21 protein-coding genes are annotated in these 15676 nt (G+C 68.8%); 16 read left to right on the top strand and 5 right to left on the bottom strand.

Going from position 1 to position 15676, the window contains the following annotated elements; genetic code table 11:
* Positions 1-110 precede the first annotated feature (110 nt).
* On the bottom strand, positions 111-461 hold the full coding sequence (locus tag AB852_RS27395) for an ATP-binding protein (RefSeq protein WP_342748502.1): 351 nt from the start codon (positions 459-461) through the stop codon (positions 111-113).
* A gap of 235 nt (positions 462-696) precedes the next feature.
* Positions 697-2079 (bottom strand): MFS transporter, encoded by a 1383-nt coding sequence (locus AB852_RS27390; protein ID WP_079184962.1) that lies wholly within the window; start codon positions 2077-2079, stop codon positions 697-699.
* 129 nt (positions 2080-2208) lie between these two features.
* Here AB852_RS27390 and AB852_RS27385 point away from each other — a divergent pair, with 129 nt between their 5' ends.
* Entirely contained in the window at positions 2209-2772 is a 564-nt protein-coding gene (locus AB852_RS27385) for a CGNR zinc finger domain-containing protein (protein ID WP_073792890.1), read from the top strand.
* 134 nt (positions 2773-2906) lie between these two features.
* On the opposite strand, the gene AB852_RS27380 is transcribed toward AB852_RS27385, so the two are convergent.
* The 3 genes from AB852_RS27380 to AB852_RS27370 are packed head-to-tail and all read right to left on the bottom strand — an operon-like array spanning position 2907 to position 5393.
* Positions 2907-3584 (bottom strand): hypothetical protein, encoded by a 678-nt coding sequence (locus AB852_RS27380; protein WP_245876945.1) that lies wholly within the window; start codon positions 3582-3584, stop codon positions 2907-2909.
* Positions 3566-4894 carry a histidine--tRNA ligase gene (gene hisS, locus AB852_RS27375; RefSeq protein WP_073792888.1) on the bottom strand — a complete coding sequence of 443 codons (1329 nt, stop codon included), beginning with the start codon at positions 4892-4894 and terminating at the stop codon, positions 3566-3568. The genes AB852_RS27380 and hisS overlap by 19 nt, the downstream gene beginning before the upstream one ends.
* Before the next feature lie 4 nt (positions 4895-4898).
* A complete protein-coding gene (locus AB852_RS27370) occupies positions 4899-5393 on the bottom strand; it encodes a recombinase family protein (RefSeq protein WP_178391128.1) in 495 nt (164 codons plus the stop codon).
* Between the two features lie 228 nt (positions 5394-5621).
* Here AB852_RS27370 and AB852_RS41035 point away from each other — a divergent pair, with 228 nt between their 5' ends.
* From AB852_RS41035 to rplB, 15 genes are all read left to right on the top strand, one after another.
* A complete protein-coding gene (locus tag AB852_RS41035) occupies positions 5622-5876 on the top strand; it encodes a hypothetical protein (RefSeq protein WP_073792886.1) in 255 nt (84 codons plus the stop codon).
* Complete coding sequence (locus tag AB852_RS27360) at positions 5848-6363, top strand: DUF6879 family protein (protein WP_073792885.1); 516 nt, start codon at positions 5848-5850, stop codon at positions 6361-6363. Before AB852_RS41035 ends, AB852_RS27360 begins: the two co-directional genes overlap by 29 nt.
* A gap of 18 nt (positions 6364-6381) precedes the next feature.
* Positions 6382-7236 (top strand): helix-turn-helix domain-containing protein, encoded by an 855-nt coding sequence (locus AB852_RS27355; protein ID WP_073792884.1) that lies wholly within the window; start codon positions 6382-6384, stop codon positions 7234-7236.
* A 190-nt stretch (positions 7237-7426) separates the two neighbouring features.
* Positions 7427-8296, top strand: coding sequence for a helix-turn-helix domain-containing protein (locus tag AB852_RS27350; RefSeq protein ID WP_073792883.1), 870 nt, complete (start codon positions 7427-7429; stop codon positions 8294-8296).
* On the top strand, positions 8293-8502 hold the full coding sequence (locus AB852_RS27345; RefSeq protein ID WP_073792882.1) for a DUF397 domain-containing protein: 210 nt from the start codon (positions 8293-8295) through the stop codon (positions 8500-8502). The genes AB852_RS27350 and AB852_RS27345 overlap by 4 nt, the downstream gene beginning before the upstream one ends.
* Complete coding sequence (locus tag AB852_RS27340) at positions 8499-8708, top strand: DUF397 domain-containing protein (protein WP_073792881.1); 210 nt, start codon at positions 8499-8501, stop codon at positions 8706-8708. Before AB852_RS27345 ends, AB852_RS27340 begins: the two co-directional genes overlap by 4 nt.
* Before the next feature lie 12 nt (positions 8709-8720).
* Complete coding sequence (locus AB852_RS27335) at positions 8721-8978, top strand: DUF397 domain-containing protein (RefSeq protein ID WP_245876944.1); 258 nt, start codon at positions 8721-8723, stop codon at positions 8976-8978.
* A gap of 264 nt (positions 8979-9242) precedes the next feature.
* Complete coding sequence (locus tag AB852_RS27330) at positions 9243-9701, top strand: hypothetical protein (RefSeq protein ID WP_073792880.1); 459 nt, start codon at positions 9243-9245, stop codon at positions 9699-9701.
* 7 nt (positions 9702-9708) lie between these two features.
* Positions 9709-11496 carry an alpha/beta hydrolase gene (locus AB852_RS27325; RefSeq protein ID WP_073792879.1) on the top strand — a complete coding sequence of 596 codons (1788 nt, stop codon included), beginning with the start codon at positions 9709-9711 and terminating at the stop codon, positions 11494-11496.
* Positions 11486-12250, top strand: a complete 765-nt coding sequence (locus AB852_RS41030; RefSeq protein ID WP_245876943.1) for a hypothetical protein — start codon at positions 11486-11488, stop codon at positions 12248-12250. The genes AB852_RS27325 and AB852_RS41030 overlap by 11 nt, the downstream gene beginning before the upstream one ends.
* 499 nt (positions 12251-12749) lie before the next feature.
* On the top strand, positions 12750-13058 hold the full coding sequence (gene rpsJ, locus AB852_RS27315; RefSeq protein ID WP_003948644.1) for a 30S ribosomal protein S10: 309 nt from the start codon (positions 12750-12752) through the stop codon (positions 13056-13058).
* A gap of 17 nt (positions 13059-13075) precedes the next feature.
* Positions 13076-13720, top strand: a complete 645-nt coding sequence (gene rplC, locus AB852_RS27310) for a 50S ribosomal protein L3 (protein WP_073792878.1) — start codon at positions 13076-13078, stop codon at positions 13718-13720.
* Positions 13721-13727: 7 nt separating this feature from the next.
* The gene (gene rplD / locus AB852_RS27305) at positions 13728-14384 is read left to right on the top strand and encodes a 50S ribosomal protein L4 (protein WP_073792877.1); all 657 of its coding nucleotides are present in this window, start codon (positions 13728-13730) and stop codon (positions 14382-14384) included.
* Positions 14384-14800: a 50S ribosomal protein L23 gene (gene rplW / locus AB852_RS27300; protein ID WP_073792876.1), complete on the top strand. Its 417-nt coding sequence runs from the start codon at positions 14384-14386 to the stop codon at positions 14798-14800. The genes rplD and rplW overlap by 1 nt, the downstream gene beginning before the upstream one ends.
* Before the next feature lie 38 nt (positions 14801-14838).
* A complete protein-coding gene (gene rplB / locus AB852_RS27295) occupies positions 14839-15675 on the top strand; it encodes a 50S ribosomal protein L2 (RefSeq protein WP_073792875.1) in 837 nt (278 codons plus the stop codon).
* Position 15676: the final 1 nt, after the last annotated feature.

Genomic DNA, 15676 nt, shown 5'->3' with positions numbered 1-15676 from the left:
CCCATCGACCGCGATCGCCGGGCGTCGCCCCGCGGTCCCGATCGCCTCCCCCGGTGGGGTGAGGGCGGGTACGGACCCAGGTATGAGTGGGGTGACTTGGGTGACCTCCCTCAGAGGTCCGCCAGGGGCACCTCCGCCCAGACGGTCTTCCCGGGTGGTGGTCCGGGTGTGACGCCCCAGCGTTCCGCCAGGGCCCCCACGAGCAGCAGTCCGCGTCCCGACTCGGCGTCCGCCGCCGGGAGCCCGGCGCCCGGCATCCGGTCACCGGCGCTGTCGCTCACCTCGATCCGGAGCGCCGTGTCCGTGACGCTGAGCGAGAGCCGGAAGCCCGTACGCCGGTCGCTGCCGTGGAGCGCGGCATTGGCGGCGAGTTCCGCGACGACGAGTGCCGCCGGGTCCAGGGGCAGCCCCCAGGCCCGCAGCCTGCATTCCGCGAGCAGCCGGGCGAGACGGGCGCCCACGCGGGTCGAGGACAGCTCGGTCTCGAACGTGCGGGTGGGGGTGTGGTGGGGGTGGGGGCGGTTGCGGGGGTGGGGAGTTCGGAGAGTTCTTGGTTCACATCACTCAATGTCGCCGTACGCGTTCGGCCTGTTGAGCGACTTGGGGACTACGTACGGTGACTGTCCGGGCTTTGTCCGGGGGTGTCCCGGCTGTCCGGGGCGGGCGGTATGGGGCAGCGAGGCGGTGGCGGTGGCGTCAGGCGGACTTGCGTAGTTCGTCGGTGGTGACGATCCGGAGGAACGGGGGGATGGTGGCGGCGACCGCGGCGGCGAAGACGAGGAAGGCGACCCGGGTCCCGAACGCTTCGGCGAGGACGCCGATCAGGCCCGCTCCTATCGGCATTCCGCCCCAGCCGATGAGCCGGGCGGCGCTGCTGTAGCGGCCCATGAGGGCGTCGGGCACGGTGTTCTGGGCGATGAGGCGTGAGTTGACCGTCCAGAGGGTGCCGCCCATCCCGCCGAGGAACGCCGCGGTGGCGACCGCCCAGACCTGGGTGGTGAGCACGGGGACGGCCATCATCGCCAGGGTTCCGAGCAGGTCGGCGAACATCGCCCAGCGGCGTCCGAGCAGCCGGTTGATCCGGGTGACGGCGAGTGTGCCCGCCAGCCCGCCGACGCCGAGCGCGCTGAGCACGATGCCGTACTGCCGCGCGTCCAGGCCCATCGTCTCCTTCGCGACCAGGGGCATCAGGGCCAGCCACGCGCCCCAGCTCGCGCCGAGGACGGTCAGGATGAGGGTCGTTGTGCGGAGCAGGCGGTGGTGCCAGAGGTAGCGGAGTCCTTCGGTGAACTCCCGGGCCCTGGGTGCTCTGCCGGTCCGCGGTGCTGTCCCGGTCCCGGTGCCTGTCTCGGTCCCCGTCCCCGTCCCCGTCTCGGTCCCGGTCCCCGTCCCGGGTTCCGTGGGCGCCTCGTCCTTGGTGGTGCGCACGGCGCGGAAGCGGCCGGTGAGCAGGAGCAGGAGGAGGGCCGCGGCGAGGTAGGCGACCCAGGTGGAGCCGAGCGCGATACCGGTTCCGGCGGTGAGGAGCAGTCCGCCGATCATCGGTCCGCAGAACTCGTTGGCGGCGGTCTCGACCCCGGCGATCCACGCGTTCGCGCGTTCCCGTTCCGCGCGCGGCACGAGTGCGGGGATCAGCGCGGTCTCCGAGGTCTGGGCGATCACTTCCGCGGTGCCGAGGACCGCGCCGACGGCCGCCAGCGTCCCGATGGTCGTGCTGTCGCTGGTCACGGTCTGTATCAGCCAGCCGATCGCCAGCAGCCGTATCCCGCCTGCGAGCCAGAGCAGCCGGCGGCGGTCCGCGCGGTCGGCGAGGACTCCGGCGGGCAGCGAGACGAGCAGCCAGGGCAGCGTCAGGGCCAGCGCGACCGCCGCGACCTGGCCGGGGGAGTCGGTGATCCCGGTCGCCAGTACCGGCAGCGCGATCTTGATGATCCCGTCCGCGAGGTTGGTGACCGCGGTGAGGGCGAGCAGGACGACGGTGTTCCGTGTGCCGGGTGCGCCGGGTGCGCCGCGCGGATCGGGTGGATCGGATGCGGGGGCGGTTTCGGTCTTTTTGACGGGCCGGGTCCGGGTGCTCATGTCATGTGCCCTAACCGCCTAAGTGGTTTGACTGGTTAATTGTGCGAAGCCTGCCAGCCGGGGTTTCACCAGTCAACCCGTTAGACGGTTACTCTTGGGGAGTCCGGTTCCCCCTCCTGAAGGTCACCCATGCTCGAAGCACCGTCTTCGGCCCAGCTGGTCGAAGCCTTCGTCAACACCGTCGATGTGGAGCTCGGCACCGACGACCTCGCCGTGCCCGACCAGCTCCCCGCCTGGCTGGCGGAGCGGGGACTGCTCCCGTCCGGCACCCCGGTCACCACCGAGGAACACCAGCTCGCCCTGCGGCTGCGGGACGGCATCCGCGAGAACCTCGGCGTCCACACCGGCGACACCCCCGACCCGGGCCTGCTCCGGGACGCCGACGAAGTCCTCCGCCGCCTCCCTCTGGTCGCCACCCTGCGCCCCGGCAGCCGGGCCACGCTGGAACCGGCACCCGGACTCACCCCGGTCCGCCACGCCCTGGCCGCCCTCGCCGTCGCCTGGACCGAGCTCACGGTCACCGGCGAGGCCGCACGCCTCAAGCGCTGCGCCGAACACACCTGCGCCTGGGTCTTCTGGGACTCCTCCAAGAACCGCAGCCGCCGCTGGTGCTCCATGCGCGTCTGCGGCAACCGCACCAAGGCCCGCCGCTACGCGACGAAGCGGACTTCGGCACCTGGAACGGCTGGCTGAGCCGCGGGTACCTGTGCGGGTCCGCCGCCGAACTCCCCGCCGGTACGGGAGAGGCCCCCGTTCCGGTGGGTCCGCCCCTGGACGGGGCGAGTGCCGGGACGGGGGCCTTGGCGGGCCCGCCGGATCAGCTCGGGTTACTCATCGAGGTACAGAAGCGCCGTGATCGTCTTCTTGCACACGTCGCAGTGCATCGGAGCTTCGATGCTGGCCAGGTCGCACTCGATGGACGTGATGCGGTCCACCACGCCGGTCGAGACTTCGCCTCGCCACGCCACATGCCATCGCTCGGTGTTCTCCTGGAGCCGTGAGACATAGATCCGCGTCATCTCGTAGAACGCGCGGACGCCGTGTTCCTTCATGTAGCCCCAGTTGAACTCAAGGCTCCGGAGCACGACAGGGAACGGATGGAGTGCCTGCGTACGACCCCAGGTCTCCAGTACGTCCTGCACGTTGAGCTTGGCGGCCCGCTCGTCCAGCACACCCCACATACCGGACTCGTCGTAGTCGCTGAGTACCTGGTCGAGGATGCCCGCGCAGCGGCGCAGGTTCGCCTTCTTCGCTGTGAAGACCCGGGCGACCTCGCGGCGTGGCCCGTCCGCAGGCTCCTTGCGGGCATTTGTGATGGCTCGGGTCAGTTCTGTGCTGATAGCTGCCTCATCACAGAGGGAGTCTCCGAAGCTGAGCCAGGGGTCCGGGAACCCCCGCTCAGAGGTGACCTCGAAAATGCGATCGCCTTGCGTTCCCATCCGCTCCTCCTCGGAACGAGCCGACAGCGGAATGGGTCCGCTGCGCGTCAACTGGATGGTGTGCACCGCCGCGAAAGCTCCGCAGCGCTCTGATCGAACGGGACCTGGACCTGTTCGCCGCTTTCCATGTCCCGCAGCGTGACCGTTCCGGCTTCGCGCTCTGCGGCGCCGTAGATCACGCAGAAGCGGGCTCCCTGCTCACCGGCCCACTTCATCTGTTTGGCGAACTTCCCGCTCGACCCCAGGTAGACGCCCGTGCGGACCCCGGTGCGGCGGATCTCGGCGGCGAGGCGGAAGCTGTCGGCCGCCTGTTCCTCGCCCATGATCGTGACGGCCACGTCGATCTGCGAGTAGGCGGCTTCGTCGGCCTGTGCGATCAGGGGCAGGATGCGTTCGATGCCCAGGGAGCCGCCGCACGCGGGGGAGTCCTTGCCGCCGAGTCGGCCGATGAGGCCGTCGTACCGGCCGCCGGACGCGATCGACCCGGGCGTGCCCGGTGCGACCACCTCGAAGATGATCCCGGTGTAGTAGTCGAGCCCGCGCACGAGGTTGGGGGCGAAACCGATGCGCTCGGCCGGGATCGCACCCTCGGTGAGCTCCAGCAACCGGTCCACCTCGTCCAGCCCGGCCTGCCCGCCTTCGCTTGCCTTCAGCCGGCCCCGGATACGTGCGACGGAGTCGGCTGCGGTGAGGTCGTCGACCAGGCCCCGCGCCATCTCCGGGGACAGGCCACGGCCTGTCACCAGCTCGGTGACGACCGCTTCGGGGGACAGCTTGTCGAGCTTGTCGAGCGTGATCAGTGCGCCGGGGCCGAGCTCGTCCGGAACCTCGTACGCCTCAAGCAGCCCGAACAGCACGTGGCGGGAGTTCACCAGGAAACGGAACTCGGGAACGCCGAGTGCTTCGAGGGCGTCGTGCAGTGCCAGCACGACCTCGGCGTCCGACAACGGCGACGACGAGCCGACGATGTCCAGGTCGCACTGGACGAACTCGCGGAACCTCCCCTTGCCCGGCCGGTCCGCCCGCCACACGGGAGCGATGGCGTACCGCTTGTACGGGGACGGGAGCTGACTGCCGTACGCCGCTGCCGCGCGGGCCAGGGGAACCGTGAGGTCGTAGCGGAGGGCGAGATCGGCCTCGCCGGTGGCCTCATGCTCGCCGCGCCGCAGGATCTTGAAGACGAGCTTGTCGCCCTCGTCGCCGTACTTGCCGGTCAGGACGTCCAGCCGCTCGAACGCCGGGGTCTGGAGCGGCTGGAAGCCGTAGCGGGAGAAGACGGTGCGGATGGTCGAGAACGCGTGCTCGCGCCGCTCGAACTCGGCGGCGAGGAAATCACGCGTCCCGGACGCGGGCTCGAACTGCTTCGGGGAGGCCATGTGGTCATGCTTCCGGAAGCGGGCGTCCGTCGGCAAAACGCCTGGGGCGGTCGTCGTGACGTGGAACGGCTGCAAGCGGGTCGCTCGGTCCGTGCCCGGCGCCGCGGCCAGATGCGTCGCGGTCTGTCTCGACCGTCACCAACCGCGCTCCGGCGATCATCAGCTCCCGGGCCAGGGCTTGCTGTGTCCGGGGCCGGGTCGCGAGGCGTTGCCAGGAGTGGACGAGGCACAGCAGCCGCACCTCGGGTGCCTCGTAGGCGCAGGCCGCGCGCAGCAGTCGCCCCCAGGCCGGTCGATTGTCGTCAGCAACGGCGTGGTCACCCACGTCCACGAACTCTGCCGCCACCGACCAGCCCTGCCCTTCGGCGTACACCCAGGCATCTTCCAGCCGTGCCCGGCACACCACCGAGGGGGGAGAACTGGTGCTGCGGTCGTAGAGGAACACGGTGGTGGTGGGCAGAGTGCTCCCGGCAACCTCGTCCGAGACGGTGTGCGTCATCGGATAAGCCCTGGGCCCTGCCGACCGGTGGCTCTGCGACGTCACATCAGCCCCGTCCCGCTCGGTCGAGTCGTCATGCAGAAACACTGGAGGATGTGGCTCCCGCGACTCCGCAACCTTGCACCGGTTTGCGCAGCAACTCCGCTGAAAGTAAGTGCTGTTGACACCCTCGGCGCAGGTCAGCAGACTCATGCAAGTCCAAGCAGGAGCCCAAGCCGGGAGGCTGGCATGTCCGTGGAGTTCATTGGAATCGACCCCCAAACCGACCGTGACCACTGCCCGACAGCGTGGGCTGACACAGAGGCGCAGGAGGTCCTGCTCCAAGGCTGGAAGCCCGATTCGGAGACACATGCCCGGTGCGAGGCGACCAGCCCGGCGAACGGGCCGGTGCCGCCCAGCGAAGCGATCATCCGAATTCCGGCCCGGATGATCCCCGTGATCAGGGAGGCATGTGATGCCGTCGAACGCGCCCAGCTTCGGTGAACTGCTCGGTGCGACCCAGCGGTCCGCCGTTCATCTGGAGATGCGTGACTCCTACGCGGCCACCGAGCGGTTCGAGGCGTGGCGACGTGGAGAGCGCATCGACTGGGCGAACCAGGCGTCGTGGTGGCACCCGTACGACCAGTTGATCGCCGACACGGTCGCCCGAGGTGTGACCGTCCGACGTGCCCGGATCGTCTCGGAGCCGGTGAGCGAGTACATCCGATGGGAGCACTACGTCACCCACGCCAACGTGACCGCTGGTGAGCAGGTCCGTTGGCTGCCTCGGAGGGCGGCGACCGGCCTCTCGCTGCCGGGGAACGACTTCTGGCTGTTCGACGGCGCCCTGCTGCGGGTTCACCACTTCTCGGGTGACGGGGCCGTGGTCGAGGACGAGATGATGGATGAGCCCGCCGTCGCACAGCTCTGTGCGACGGCATTCGAGAAGGTGTGGGAACTCGCGACTCCACACGAACAATTCAAGCTCTGACGGAGAACGGCCGGCTCGTTGCCCGAACACCCCTCGTCCAGCGTTCGGCAGGCTCGCGAAGCCCTGGCCGCGCGGCTGCGTGAATTACGGCTGGACGCCGGCATCTCGGGGCGCGAGCTGGCCGCACGGTGCGGCTGGCACGAGTCGAAGACGTCGCGAGTCGAGAACGCCCGAACTGCACCGTCGGACGCCGACATCCGGGCTTGGTGCGCCGCCTGCGGCACGCCCGAACACGGACCCGACCTTGTAGCGGCCAACCGCCAGTCCGCCGGGGCCCACGTCGAGTGGCGACGGCTCCAGCGCACCGGGCTGCGTCGTTTGCAGGAGTCCGGTGCGGCGCTGTACGGACAGACCGTCCTGTTCCGTGTCTACTGTTCCGATGTCGTCCCCGGCTTCTTCCAAACTCCCGGGTACGCCACGGCTCTCCTCTCCTCGATCGCCACGTTCCGGGGTACCCCGGACGACGTGAGCGAGGCGGTTGCTGCCCGCATGGAACGGAACCGGGTCATCAGGGAGGGCAACCACCGCCTCTCGATCGTGCTGGAGGAGTCGGTCCTGCGGCACCGGGTCGCTGACACCGAAACCATGGCCGCCCAGCTCGGCCATCTCCTGACCGTCATGGCTCTACCCAGCGTCGCTCTGGGCATCATCCCGTTCGATGCGGAGCGCACTGTCTGGCCGATGGCCACGTTCACCGTGTTCGACGATGAGCGTGTCCACGTGGACACGCTGGACGCCGCGCACACCCTGACCCAGCCGAGCCAAGCCGAACTCTACGTACGGGCCTTTGGTCGCTTGGCGGGAAGTGCGGTACGGGGAGCTGCTGCCCGTCGTGTCATCGGGAATGCCTTGACCTCCCTCGAACACCGATAGGTCGGCCGTCACCCGCTGCCGGTGCCCGGCGATGAGAATTGCTCGGAGGACAGCGCTTTCTCCGTTCACGCCACCTCGTGTCAGTGGTTGCGTTTAGCCTGTGCGTGACGTTGGCCGCACGCACGGTAACTGGCCTATTGATGTGCTGTGTTGGCTGAGAAGCGGGACCTGTACGGGCGGAGGTGCCTGGGTGGACAGCGGGACAACGGATGCGGCGGAAGCGGCGGGCGACGAGGACGGCTGGGAGGTCGACCCGGAGGACGAGATCGCGCCGGTCGTGGAGATGGCGGGCAACCAGATGAGGGCATGGCGCGAGGGTGCCGGGCTGCGAGCCGCTGACTTCGGTGCCCGGATCGGCTACGGCGAGGACCTGGTACGCAAGGTCGAACGCGGTGCTCGTATCCCCCGGCCCGAGTACCTGGACAAGGCGGATGCCGTTCTTGGAGCCGGTGGCAAGATCTCGGCCCTGAAGAAGGACCTCACGGAGGCTCGATACCCGAAGAAGATCCGCAAGCTCGCCAAGCTGGAGGCGCAAGCTGTCGAGCTTCTGTCCTACGGGAGTCATGGTCTGCACGGAACCTTGCAGACGGAGCAGTATGCGCGGGCTCTCATTGCTATGCGGCAGCCGGCGTATCCCCATGAGGAGGTGGAGCGGGGCGTGGCTGCGCGCTTGGCTCGGCATGCGATCTTCGGACGTTCCCCGGCGCCGACGCTGAGTTTTGTCTTGGAAGAGGTCACGCTCAAGCGGCCGCTCGGGGGCAGACTGGTACTGCGCCAGCAGCTCGAACGCTTGTTGGAAGTTGGCGAGTTGCGGAGCGTATCGATCCAGGTGATGCCGACCGGGACCGAGGAGCATGCAGGAGTCGATGGGAGTATCCAGGTCCTCAAATTTCCGGATGGTTCTGCTGTTGGCCGTTCGGAGGGTGCCTACAGCGGGCGCCCGGTGAGTGATCCGAAGCAGCTCAGAATCCTGGAATTGAGGTATGGCATGATCCGATCCCAGGCTCTCAAGCCTCGGGAGTCCATGGACTACATTCGCGACCTGCTGGGAGTGACATGAGCCGCCAGTCCGTCAACAGGATCTCGTCCGAGGTGACGTGGTTCAAGAGCAGCTACAGCGACAGCAGCGACGGGAGCGAATGCGTCGAGGTCGCTGCCGCCCCCGGGGCCGTTCTGGTTCGTGACTCGAAGAACATAGCCGGGCCCCGGCTGGGTTTCGCTCCCAATGCCTGGGCCGACTTCGTCTCGCACGCCTCCGAGTCATGAGCCGCAGGCGCGTCACCAGGCACGACGTCGAGCTGATGTGGTTCAAGAGCAGCTATAGCGACAGCAGCAACCCTAGTGACTGTGTCGAGGTCGCTGACTTGCCCGGGGGCGTACTGGTCCGGGACTCCAAGAACACTTCCGGCCCGCGCTTGGGCTTCGCGCCGACCACCTGGGCGGACTTCGTCTCGTACACCGCCGAAGGCTGATCGGGAGGGTTCGTGATCCACGGACAGGACGAGCCGGTGTGGTTCAAGTCCAGCTACAGCAGCAGTAGCGACGTCAACGACTGCGTCGAGGTGGGGCTGGACTGGTTCAAGAGCAGCTATAGCGACAGCAGCAACGGCGAGGACTGCATAGAGATCGCAGACACCCCCCACGCCGTACTCGTCCGGGACTCCAAGGACACCTCCGGCCCCCGCCTAGGGTTCACCCGCACCGCCTGGGCCGACTTCGTCCCGTACGCCGCGTCCCGCTGAACGTACCCGCGCCACCCGAACGGCCCCGTCCCCGACGGGGCCTTCCTCGTGCGCGCACCGCACCGCGCCACCCACCGCACCGCGCCACCCACCCCCGAACAAGCCCAGCGCAGCGGCCCCGCATGAGTACCCGTACTCAAGTGAACTAAGTAGCCCATGGGCACCGAGAGTTGACCTCACCGGTAAGGTCCGGGGGCAAGAACCGGCCATGGCGACGTGCTGTCCGAGGGCCGTGGTGCGTTGCCGTGGAGGGGGAGGGCTCGCGTGGCGTGGGACGAGTGGGACCGGATCAAGGCGGGGGTCGCCGAGCGGCAGTCCACGGGGACGCAGCTCAACGGGGTGCCCGTCGAACCCGGTGAGGGGCCCAGCGCCGTCACCGGGGGGCTGAAGTCCAGCAAGAAGGCGTGGATCGCGGCGGGCGACGGGGTCGGGTCGCTGCGGACCAGCGTCAGCACCGCGGTAGGCAAGCTGGAGGACGGGCAGAGCGGGCTGGGGGCGACCGACGGATGTCTCACCGCCGCCGTGCAGAAGGACGTGCACGCCTCGTGGAAGAAGTACGCCGAGGCCGTCGGGGAACGCTGCGCGAGCCTTCAGAAGATCATGGAGCAGGTCGGGCACGACCAGCTCACCACCGACCAGGGCGTGAAGTCCGAGGTCGACGCGCTGAAGCGGGCGCACGCCGACACCGAGGCCGTCGGCGGCGACCCGGCGAAGGGACGGTGACGGGGGAGTGGACCTCCAGACCCTGAAGACGCTGAAGCCCGCCGAGTACGAGGGTGCCGCCGACGGCTACCGGGCCCTCGCGGACATGGCACAGACCTCGAAGGACCACATCGCGAACACCGTCGCCGCCGGGATGCGCAAAGCCCTGGAAGGCGACGCCGCGAAGGCCGCGCAGGGCGAACTCCAGGAAGTCGAGCGGAACTTCCAGTACACGCAGAACCAGTGCGCGGTGATCAGCACCGCGCTGAACGGCTTCGCCTTCGACATGGCCGCCGCCAAGCAGAAGCTGGACGCCGCGCTCGCGGACGCCGGGGCCAACAAGCTCACCGTGAACCCGGACGGGTCCGTGACGTATCCGCCGGGGCCGGACAAGGTCGACGGGAAGACACCCGACGGGGGATCGACCGCAGGGTTCACCTCCCCGCAGGCGCAGGCCCTCGGGCGGCAGGCAGCGAACCTCAGCCGCAACCCGTACGCCGCCCTCGCCCAGGACATCGCCGACCGGATCTCCACCGCGCTCAAGGAGGCGACGGCCGCCGACCAGAAGTGGGCGCCCAAACTGCGCGCGCTCAAGGCCGACGACGATCTGACCGTGTCCGCGCGGGACTGGTCGGACACCGCCTCGGACGCCGGCGGGGTGCGGAGCGCGGCCGATCCGTATCTGGACACGCTGAAGGACCCGCCCAAGGGCGGTTCGCCGGAGGACAACGCGCGCTGGTGGAAGGGGCTGGACGACGAGCAGCGGGACGCCTACCTCGCGATGAACCCGGCGAGCGTGGGCGCGCTGGACGGGCTGCCCGCCGATGTCCGGGACGAGGCGAACCGTACGGTGCTCGCCCAGAAGCACGGGCAGTACCAGGTGGCGTTCGGCGCCATCCCGCCGCCACCGTCCGAGCGGTACACCTGGATCAACGGCGGACGGATGCCGGTCAAGGTGCAGACGGACGAGTACATGGCGTGGGAGAAGAAGTACGGCGACGAGTACGCGCAGCTCAAGCAGTCCATCAAGGGCATGGAGAGCATCGAGGACCGGTTCGCGTCGACCGGGGTGGGCGGACTGCCGGAGGCGTATCTGCTGGGCTTCAGCGCCGAGGAGAACGGCCGGGCGATCGTCGCCAACGGCAACCCCGACACGGCCGACCACACGGCGGTGTTCGTGCCGGGCACCACGTCCAACCTGGGGAGCATCGGCGGGGACATCGGCCGGATGACCAACCTCTGGCAGGACGCCAGCACCGCCGCCCAGGGCGGTTCCGTCTCCACCGTCACCTGGCTCGGGTACGACGCCCCGCAGGACATCGTCAAGGACGCCCCGTTCGGGCACTACGCCGATGACGGGGCACCCGCGTTCAATCAGTTCCTGGACGGCCTCGACGCCTCCCGGACCGCCGACGGACCCGGGCACACCACGGCGATCGGCCACTCGTACGGCACGACGCTGATCGGCTCGGCCGCCCGGCAGGGCGAGCTGAACGCCGACGACGTGGTCTTCGCGGGCAGCCCGGGGGTCCAGGTGGGCTCCGCCGAACGGATGGACGTGCCCGAGGGCCGGGTGTGGAACCAGGAGGCGCCCGGGGACGTGGTGCCGGACATCGGCCGTTACGGTCACGGCGGCAGCGAGTGGCGGCTCGGCGGCGGGGTATGGCTCATCCCCAGCGACGAGGCGTTCGGCGCCAATCAGATGACCACCGACACCGAGGGGCACAGCGACTACTGGAAATCCGGCACCACCAGCCTGTGGAACCAGGCCCAGGTCGTCGCCGGACAACACGGGAACGTGAAGCTTGAGGACTGACAGCCTCCGCCGGGCCGACACCACCCGCCGGGCCGCCAGCATCCGCCGGACCGACAGCCTCCGCCGGGCCGTCGGCGGCACGCGGCCCGGCGGCAGCCCCTGGACCGGCAGCACCCGCCGGCCCGGCAGTGCCGAGCCCGGCAGCGGCCCCCGGTCGGGCGGCACCCCACGGCCCGGCGGCACCCCACGGCCCGGCGGCACCCCGCGGCTCCGCCGGTCCCCGCGGGCGCGAGCACTCGCGCCCGCCCTCGCACTCGCACTCACCACGATCACTGGATGCGGCATGGACGACTCCGGAAAGACCGACGCCCCCGTCCCCTCCGCGGGGACCAGCGGCGTCGAGGACGCCACCCGCGACACCCGGAAGGTCTCCAGCGATCTGCTGGACCTCATCGGGGTGAAGGGCAAGGTCACCGAGCCGGGGCCCCGGGTCGGTGAGTGCGGGGACGGCCAGGACCGGGAGACCCATTTCCAGATGCGGCACCCCTGGAGCCTCACCCCCGCGTCGGGCAAGCAGCTCGACGGGGTCATGGAGCGGCTGCGGGAGCGGCTGCCCGAGCAGGGCTGGAAGATCGTCCAGTACGAGCGGGACACCAGCCGCAACAAGAACCTGAATCTGACCGCCGACCACGACGAGCGGAAGTTCAGCGTGAACGTGGTCCATCTGGCGAGGAACGAGCCGCCCGCGCTCTCCGTCACCGTGGTCTCCGGCTGCTACCGGGTGCCCGATGGGGAGAAGGTCGACCGGTTCTGACCGGAGCGGGCTTCCGGACGGCTCAGGGGCTGGTCAGGGGCCGTCCGTGCGGGTCCGGCGGTGACCCGGTGCGTCCTCGTGCGTAGCCGTCTGTGACCTGGGGTACCCTCTACGGCTCGATTGGCCAGGGCGAGGGCCCGTGTGGCAGACTATCCGGGTTGCTCGGTTGAGTATCGATGCTGCGCGCCTCCCGCCGGGAGGACCGGAAGCGAGTCCCACAGTACTCGTCGCCTTTATCTGCCTTTTCGGGCAGCGCTGGGGCGGACGTACGGGAATCTTTCGGGAAGTGTCAGTGAGGTGCCGGCCAGGCGCCCGGTGGGTGGTTTTCATCCCCGGCCCGCGGTCCGTGACCGCGTGTCTCTCGCAGGGACTCCCTTTTCCAGGGAGATTCATGTTGGTGAGACCGCGACACACCCGACCGCGTGGGTCGGAGAAGAGGACCGCTTCACAGCCCCCCGGGTTCCAGAGCGTTCACTAGAGACAGGACTACCAAGTAGCCATGGCGGGACAGAAGATCCGCATCCGGCTCAAGGCCTACGACCACGAGGTCATCGATTCCTCGGCGAAGAAGATCGTCGAGACGGTGACGCGTACTGGTGCGTCGGTCGCGGGCCCGGTGCCGCTGCCCACTGAGAAGAACGTGTACTGCGTCATCAAGTCGCCGCACAAGTACAAGGATTCTCGCGAGCACTTCGAGATGCGCACGCACAAGCGCCTGATCGACATCCTCGACCCGACGCCCAAGACCGTTGACTCTCTGATGCGACTCGACCTCCCGGCCGGTGTCGACATCGAGATCAAGCTCTGAGGGGTCGGTGTAACGAGATGACCAAGCAGATCAAGGGCATCCTGGGCGAGAAGCTCGGCATGACCCAGGTCTGGGACGAGAACAACCGTGTCGTCCCCGTGACCGTGGTCAAGGCCGGACCCTGCGTTGTCACCCAGGTCCGTAAGAATGACATCGACGGCTACGAGTCGGTCCAGATCGCCTTCGGCGAGATCGACCCTCGCAAGGTGAACAAGCCCCTCAAGGGCCACTTCTCCAAGGCCGACGTCACCCCTCGCCGCCACCTCGTCGAGATCCGTACCGCTGACGCCAGTGAGTACACCCTCGGCCAGGAAGTGACCGCCGAGACCTTCGAGGCCGGCATCAAGGTCGACGTGACCGGCAAGAGCAAGGGCAAGGGCTTCGCCGGTGTCATGAAGCGTCACAACTTCAAGGGCCTCGGCGCCGGACACGGCACCCAGCGCAAGCACCGCTCGCCCGGTTCCATCGGTGGCTGCGCCACCCCCGGCCGGGTCTTCAAGGGCCTGCGCATGGCCGGTCGCATGGGCAACGAGCGGGTCACCACCCAGAACCTGACCGTCCACGCCGTTGACGCGGAGAAGGGTCTGCTGCTCATCAAGGGCGCGGTCCCCGGTCCGAACGGCGGCCTCGTCCTGGTCCGCACAGCGGCCAAGGGGGCCTGAGGTAACGATGAGCACCATTGACATCCTTTCGCCCGCAGGCGACAAGGCCGGGTCCGTCGAACTCCCCGCGGAGATCTTCGACGCCAAGGTCAGCATTCCGCTGATCCACCAGGTCGTTGTCGCCCAGCTGGCCGCTGCCCGCCAGGGCACGCACAAGACCAAGCGACGCGGAGAGGTCCGCGGCGGTGGCCGCAAGCCCTACCGCCAGAAGGGCACCGGCCGCGCCCGTCAGGGCTCGACCCGCGCTCCGCAGTTCGTCGGCGGTGGCGTCGTCCACGGCCCGCAGCCGCGTGACTACTCCCAGCGGACCCCGAAGAAGATGAAGGCCGCCGCCCTGCGCGGTGCCCTCACCGACCGGGCCCGCAACAGCCGTATCCACGTCGTCACCGGCGTGCTTGAGGGCGACAACCCCTCCACGAAGGCCGCGAGGACCCTCTTCGGCAAGATCAGCGAGCGCAAGAACCTGCTCCTGATCGTCGAGCGGGCCGACGAGGCCGCGTGGCTGTCCGCCCGCAACCTGCCCCAGGTGCACATCCTGGAGCCGGGCCAGCTGAACACGTACGACGTGATCCGCTCCGAGGACGTGGTCTTCACGCAGGCCGCCTTCGAGTCCTTCGTGTCTGGCCCCACCACGGCCGATGAGACCGAAGGGAGCGACGCCTGATGGCCACGCGTCACCCGAGCATTGCCTCCAAGGCGGCCAAGGCCGCCAAGGCCGCGCGCCTCGCCAAGGCGAAGCGCCACGCCACGGAGGGCAAGAACACCGTCGAGACCCCGCTGAGCAAGTCCTTCACGGATCCCCGTGACGTGCTCCTCAAGCCGGTCGTCTCGGAGAAGAGCTACGCGCTTCTCGACGAGAACAAGTACACGTTCGTCGTGGACCCGCGTGCCAACAAGACCCAGATCAAGCAGGCCGTCCAGGCGGTCTTCGAGGTCAAGGTCACCGGGGTCAACACGATCAACCGCCAGGGCAAGCGCAAGCGCACCCGCACCGGTTTCGGCAAGCGCGCCGACACCAAGCGCGCCATCGTGACCCTCGCCGAGGGCGACCGTATCGACATCTTCGGCCAGGCCTCCTAACGGAGCGCCTTGGTCCGATATCGGACGAGGACTGAGAAATGGGTATCCGCAAGTACAAGCCGACGACTCCGGGCCGTCGTGGGTCCAGCGTCGCCGACTTCGTCGAGGTCACGCGGTCCACGCCGGAGAAGTCGCTGGTCCGCCCGCTGCACAGCAAGGGCGGCCGTAACAACGCCGGTCGTGTGACCGTTCGCCACCAGGGTGGCGGACACAAGCGCGCCTACCGAGTGATCGACTTCCGTCGGCACGACAAGGACGGCGTGCCGGCGAAGGTCGCGCACATCGAATACGACCCCAACCGCACCGCGCGCATCGCGCTGCTGCACTACGCGGACGGCGAGAAGCGTTACATCCTCGCCCCCCGCAACCTGTCGCAGGGCGACCGCGTCGAGAACGGTCCCGGGGCCGACATCAAGCCGGGCAACAACCTTGCCCTGCGTAACATCCCCGTCGGTACCACGATCCACGCGATCGAGCTCCGTCCGGGCGGCGGCGCCAAGTTCGCCCGCTCCGCCGGTGCCTCCGTGCAGCTGCTGGCGAAGGAGGGCGCGATGGCCCACCTTCGTATGCCTTCCGGTGAGATCCGCCTGGTCGACGTGCGCTGCCGCGCCACCGTCGGCGAGGTCGGCAACGCCGAGCAGTCCAACATCAACTGGGGCAAGGCCGGCCGTAAGCGCTGGCTTGGCGTCCGCCCGACCGTTCGCGGTGTGGCGATGAACCCGGTGGACCACCCGCACGGTGGTGGTGAGGGCAAGACCTCCGGTGGTCGCCACCCGGTCTCCCCGTGGGGTCAGAAGGAAGGCCGTACTCGTTCGCCCAAGAAGGCGTCGAACAAGTACATCGTCCGCCGCCGCAAGACGAACAAGAAGCGCTAGG

The organism is Streptomyces uncialis, from assembly GCF_001905345.1.
Lineage (GTDB): Bacteria > Actinomycetota > Actinomycetes > Streptomycetales > Streptomycetaceae > Streptomyces > Streptomyces uncialis.
Note: the sequence above shows the minus strand (reverse complement) of the source record. Positions and strands in the feature narration are given on the sequence as shown.

Coding starts and splice junctions, on each gene's coding strand:
- AB852_RS27390 (WP_079184962.1), bottom strand. CDS start 2,079: ATGAGCACCCGGACCCGGCCCGTCAAAAAGACCGAAACCGCCCCCGCA.
- AB852_RS27385 (WP_073792890.1), top strand. CDS start 2,209: ATGCTCGAAGCACCGTCTTCGGCCCAGCTGGTCGAAGCCTTCGTCAAC.
- hisS (WP_073792888.1), bottom strand. CDS start 4,894: ATGGCCTCCCCGAAGCAGTTCGAGCCCGCGTCCGGGACGCGTGATTTC.
- AB852_RS27370 (WP_178391128.1), bottom strand. CDS start 5,393: ATGACGCACACCGTCTCGGACGAGGTTGCCGGGAGCACTCTGCCCACC.
- AB852_RS41035 (WP_073792886.1), top strand. CDS start 5,622: ATGTCCGTGGAGTTCATTGGAATCGACCCCCAAACCGACCGTGACCAC.
- AB852_RS27360 (WP_073792885.1), top strand. CDS start 5,848: ATGCCGTCGAACGCGCCCAGCTTCGGTGAACTGCTCGGTGCGACCCAG.
- AB852_RS27345 (WP_073792882.1), top strand. CDS start 8,293: ATGAGCCGCCAGTCCGTCAACAGGATCTCGTCCGAGGTGACGTGGTTC.
- AB852_RS27340 (WP_073792881.1), top strand. CDS start 8,499: ATGAGCCGCAGGCGCGTCACCAGGCACGACGTCGAGCTGATGTGGTTC.
- rpsJ (WP_003948644.1), top strand. CDS start 12,750: ATGGCGGGACAGAAGATCCGCATCCGGCTCAAGGCCTACGACCACGAG.
- rplC (WP_073792878.1), top strand. CDS start 13,076: ATGACCAAGCAGATCAAGGGCATCCTGGGCGAGAAGCTCGGCATGACC.
- rplD (WP_073792877.1), top strand. CDS start 13,728: ATGAGCACCATTGACATCCTTTCGCCCGCAGGCGACAAGGCCGGGTCC.
- rplW (WP_073792876.1), top strand. CDS start 14,384: ATGGCCACGCGTCACCCGAGCATTGCCTCCAAGGCGGCCAAGGCCGCC.
- rplB (WP_073792875.1), top strand. CDS start 14,839: ATGGGTATCCGCAAGTACAAGCCGACGACTCCGGGCCGTCGTGGGTCC.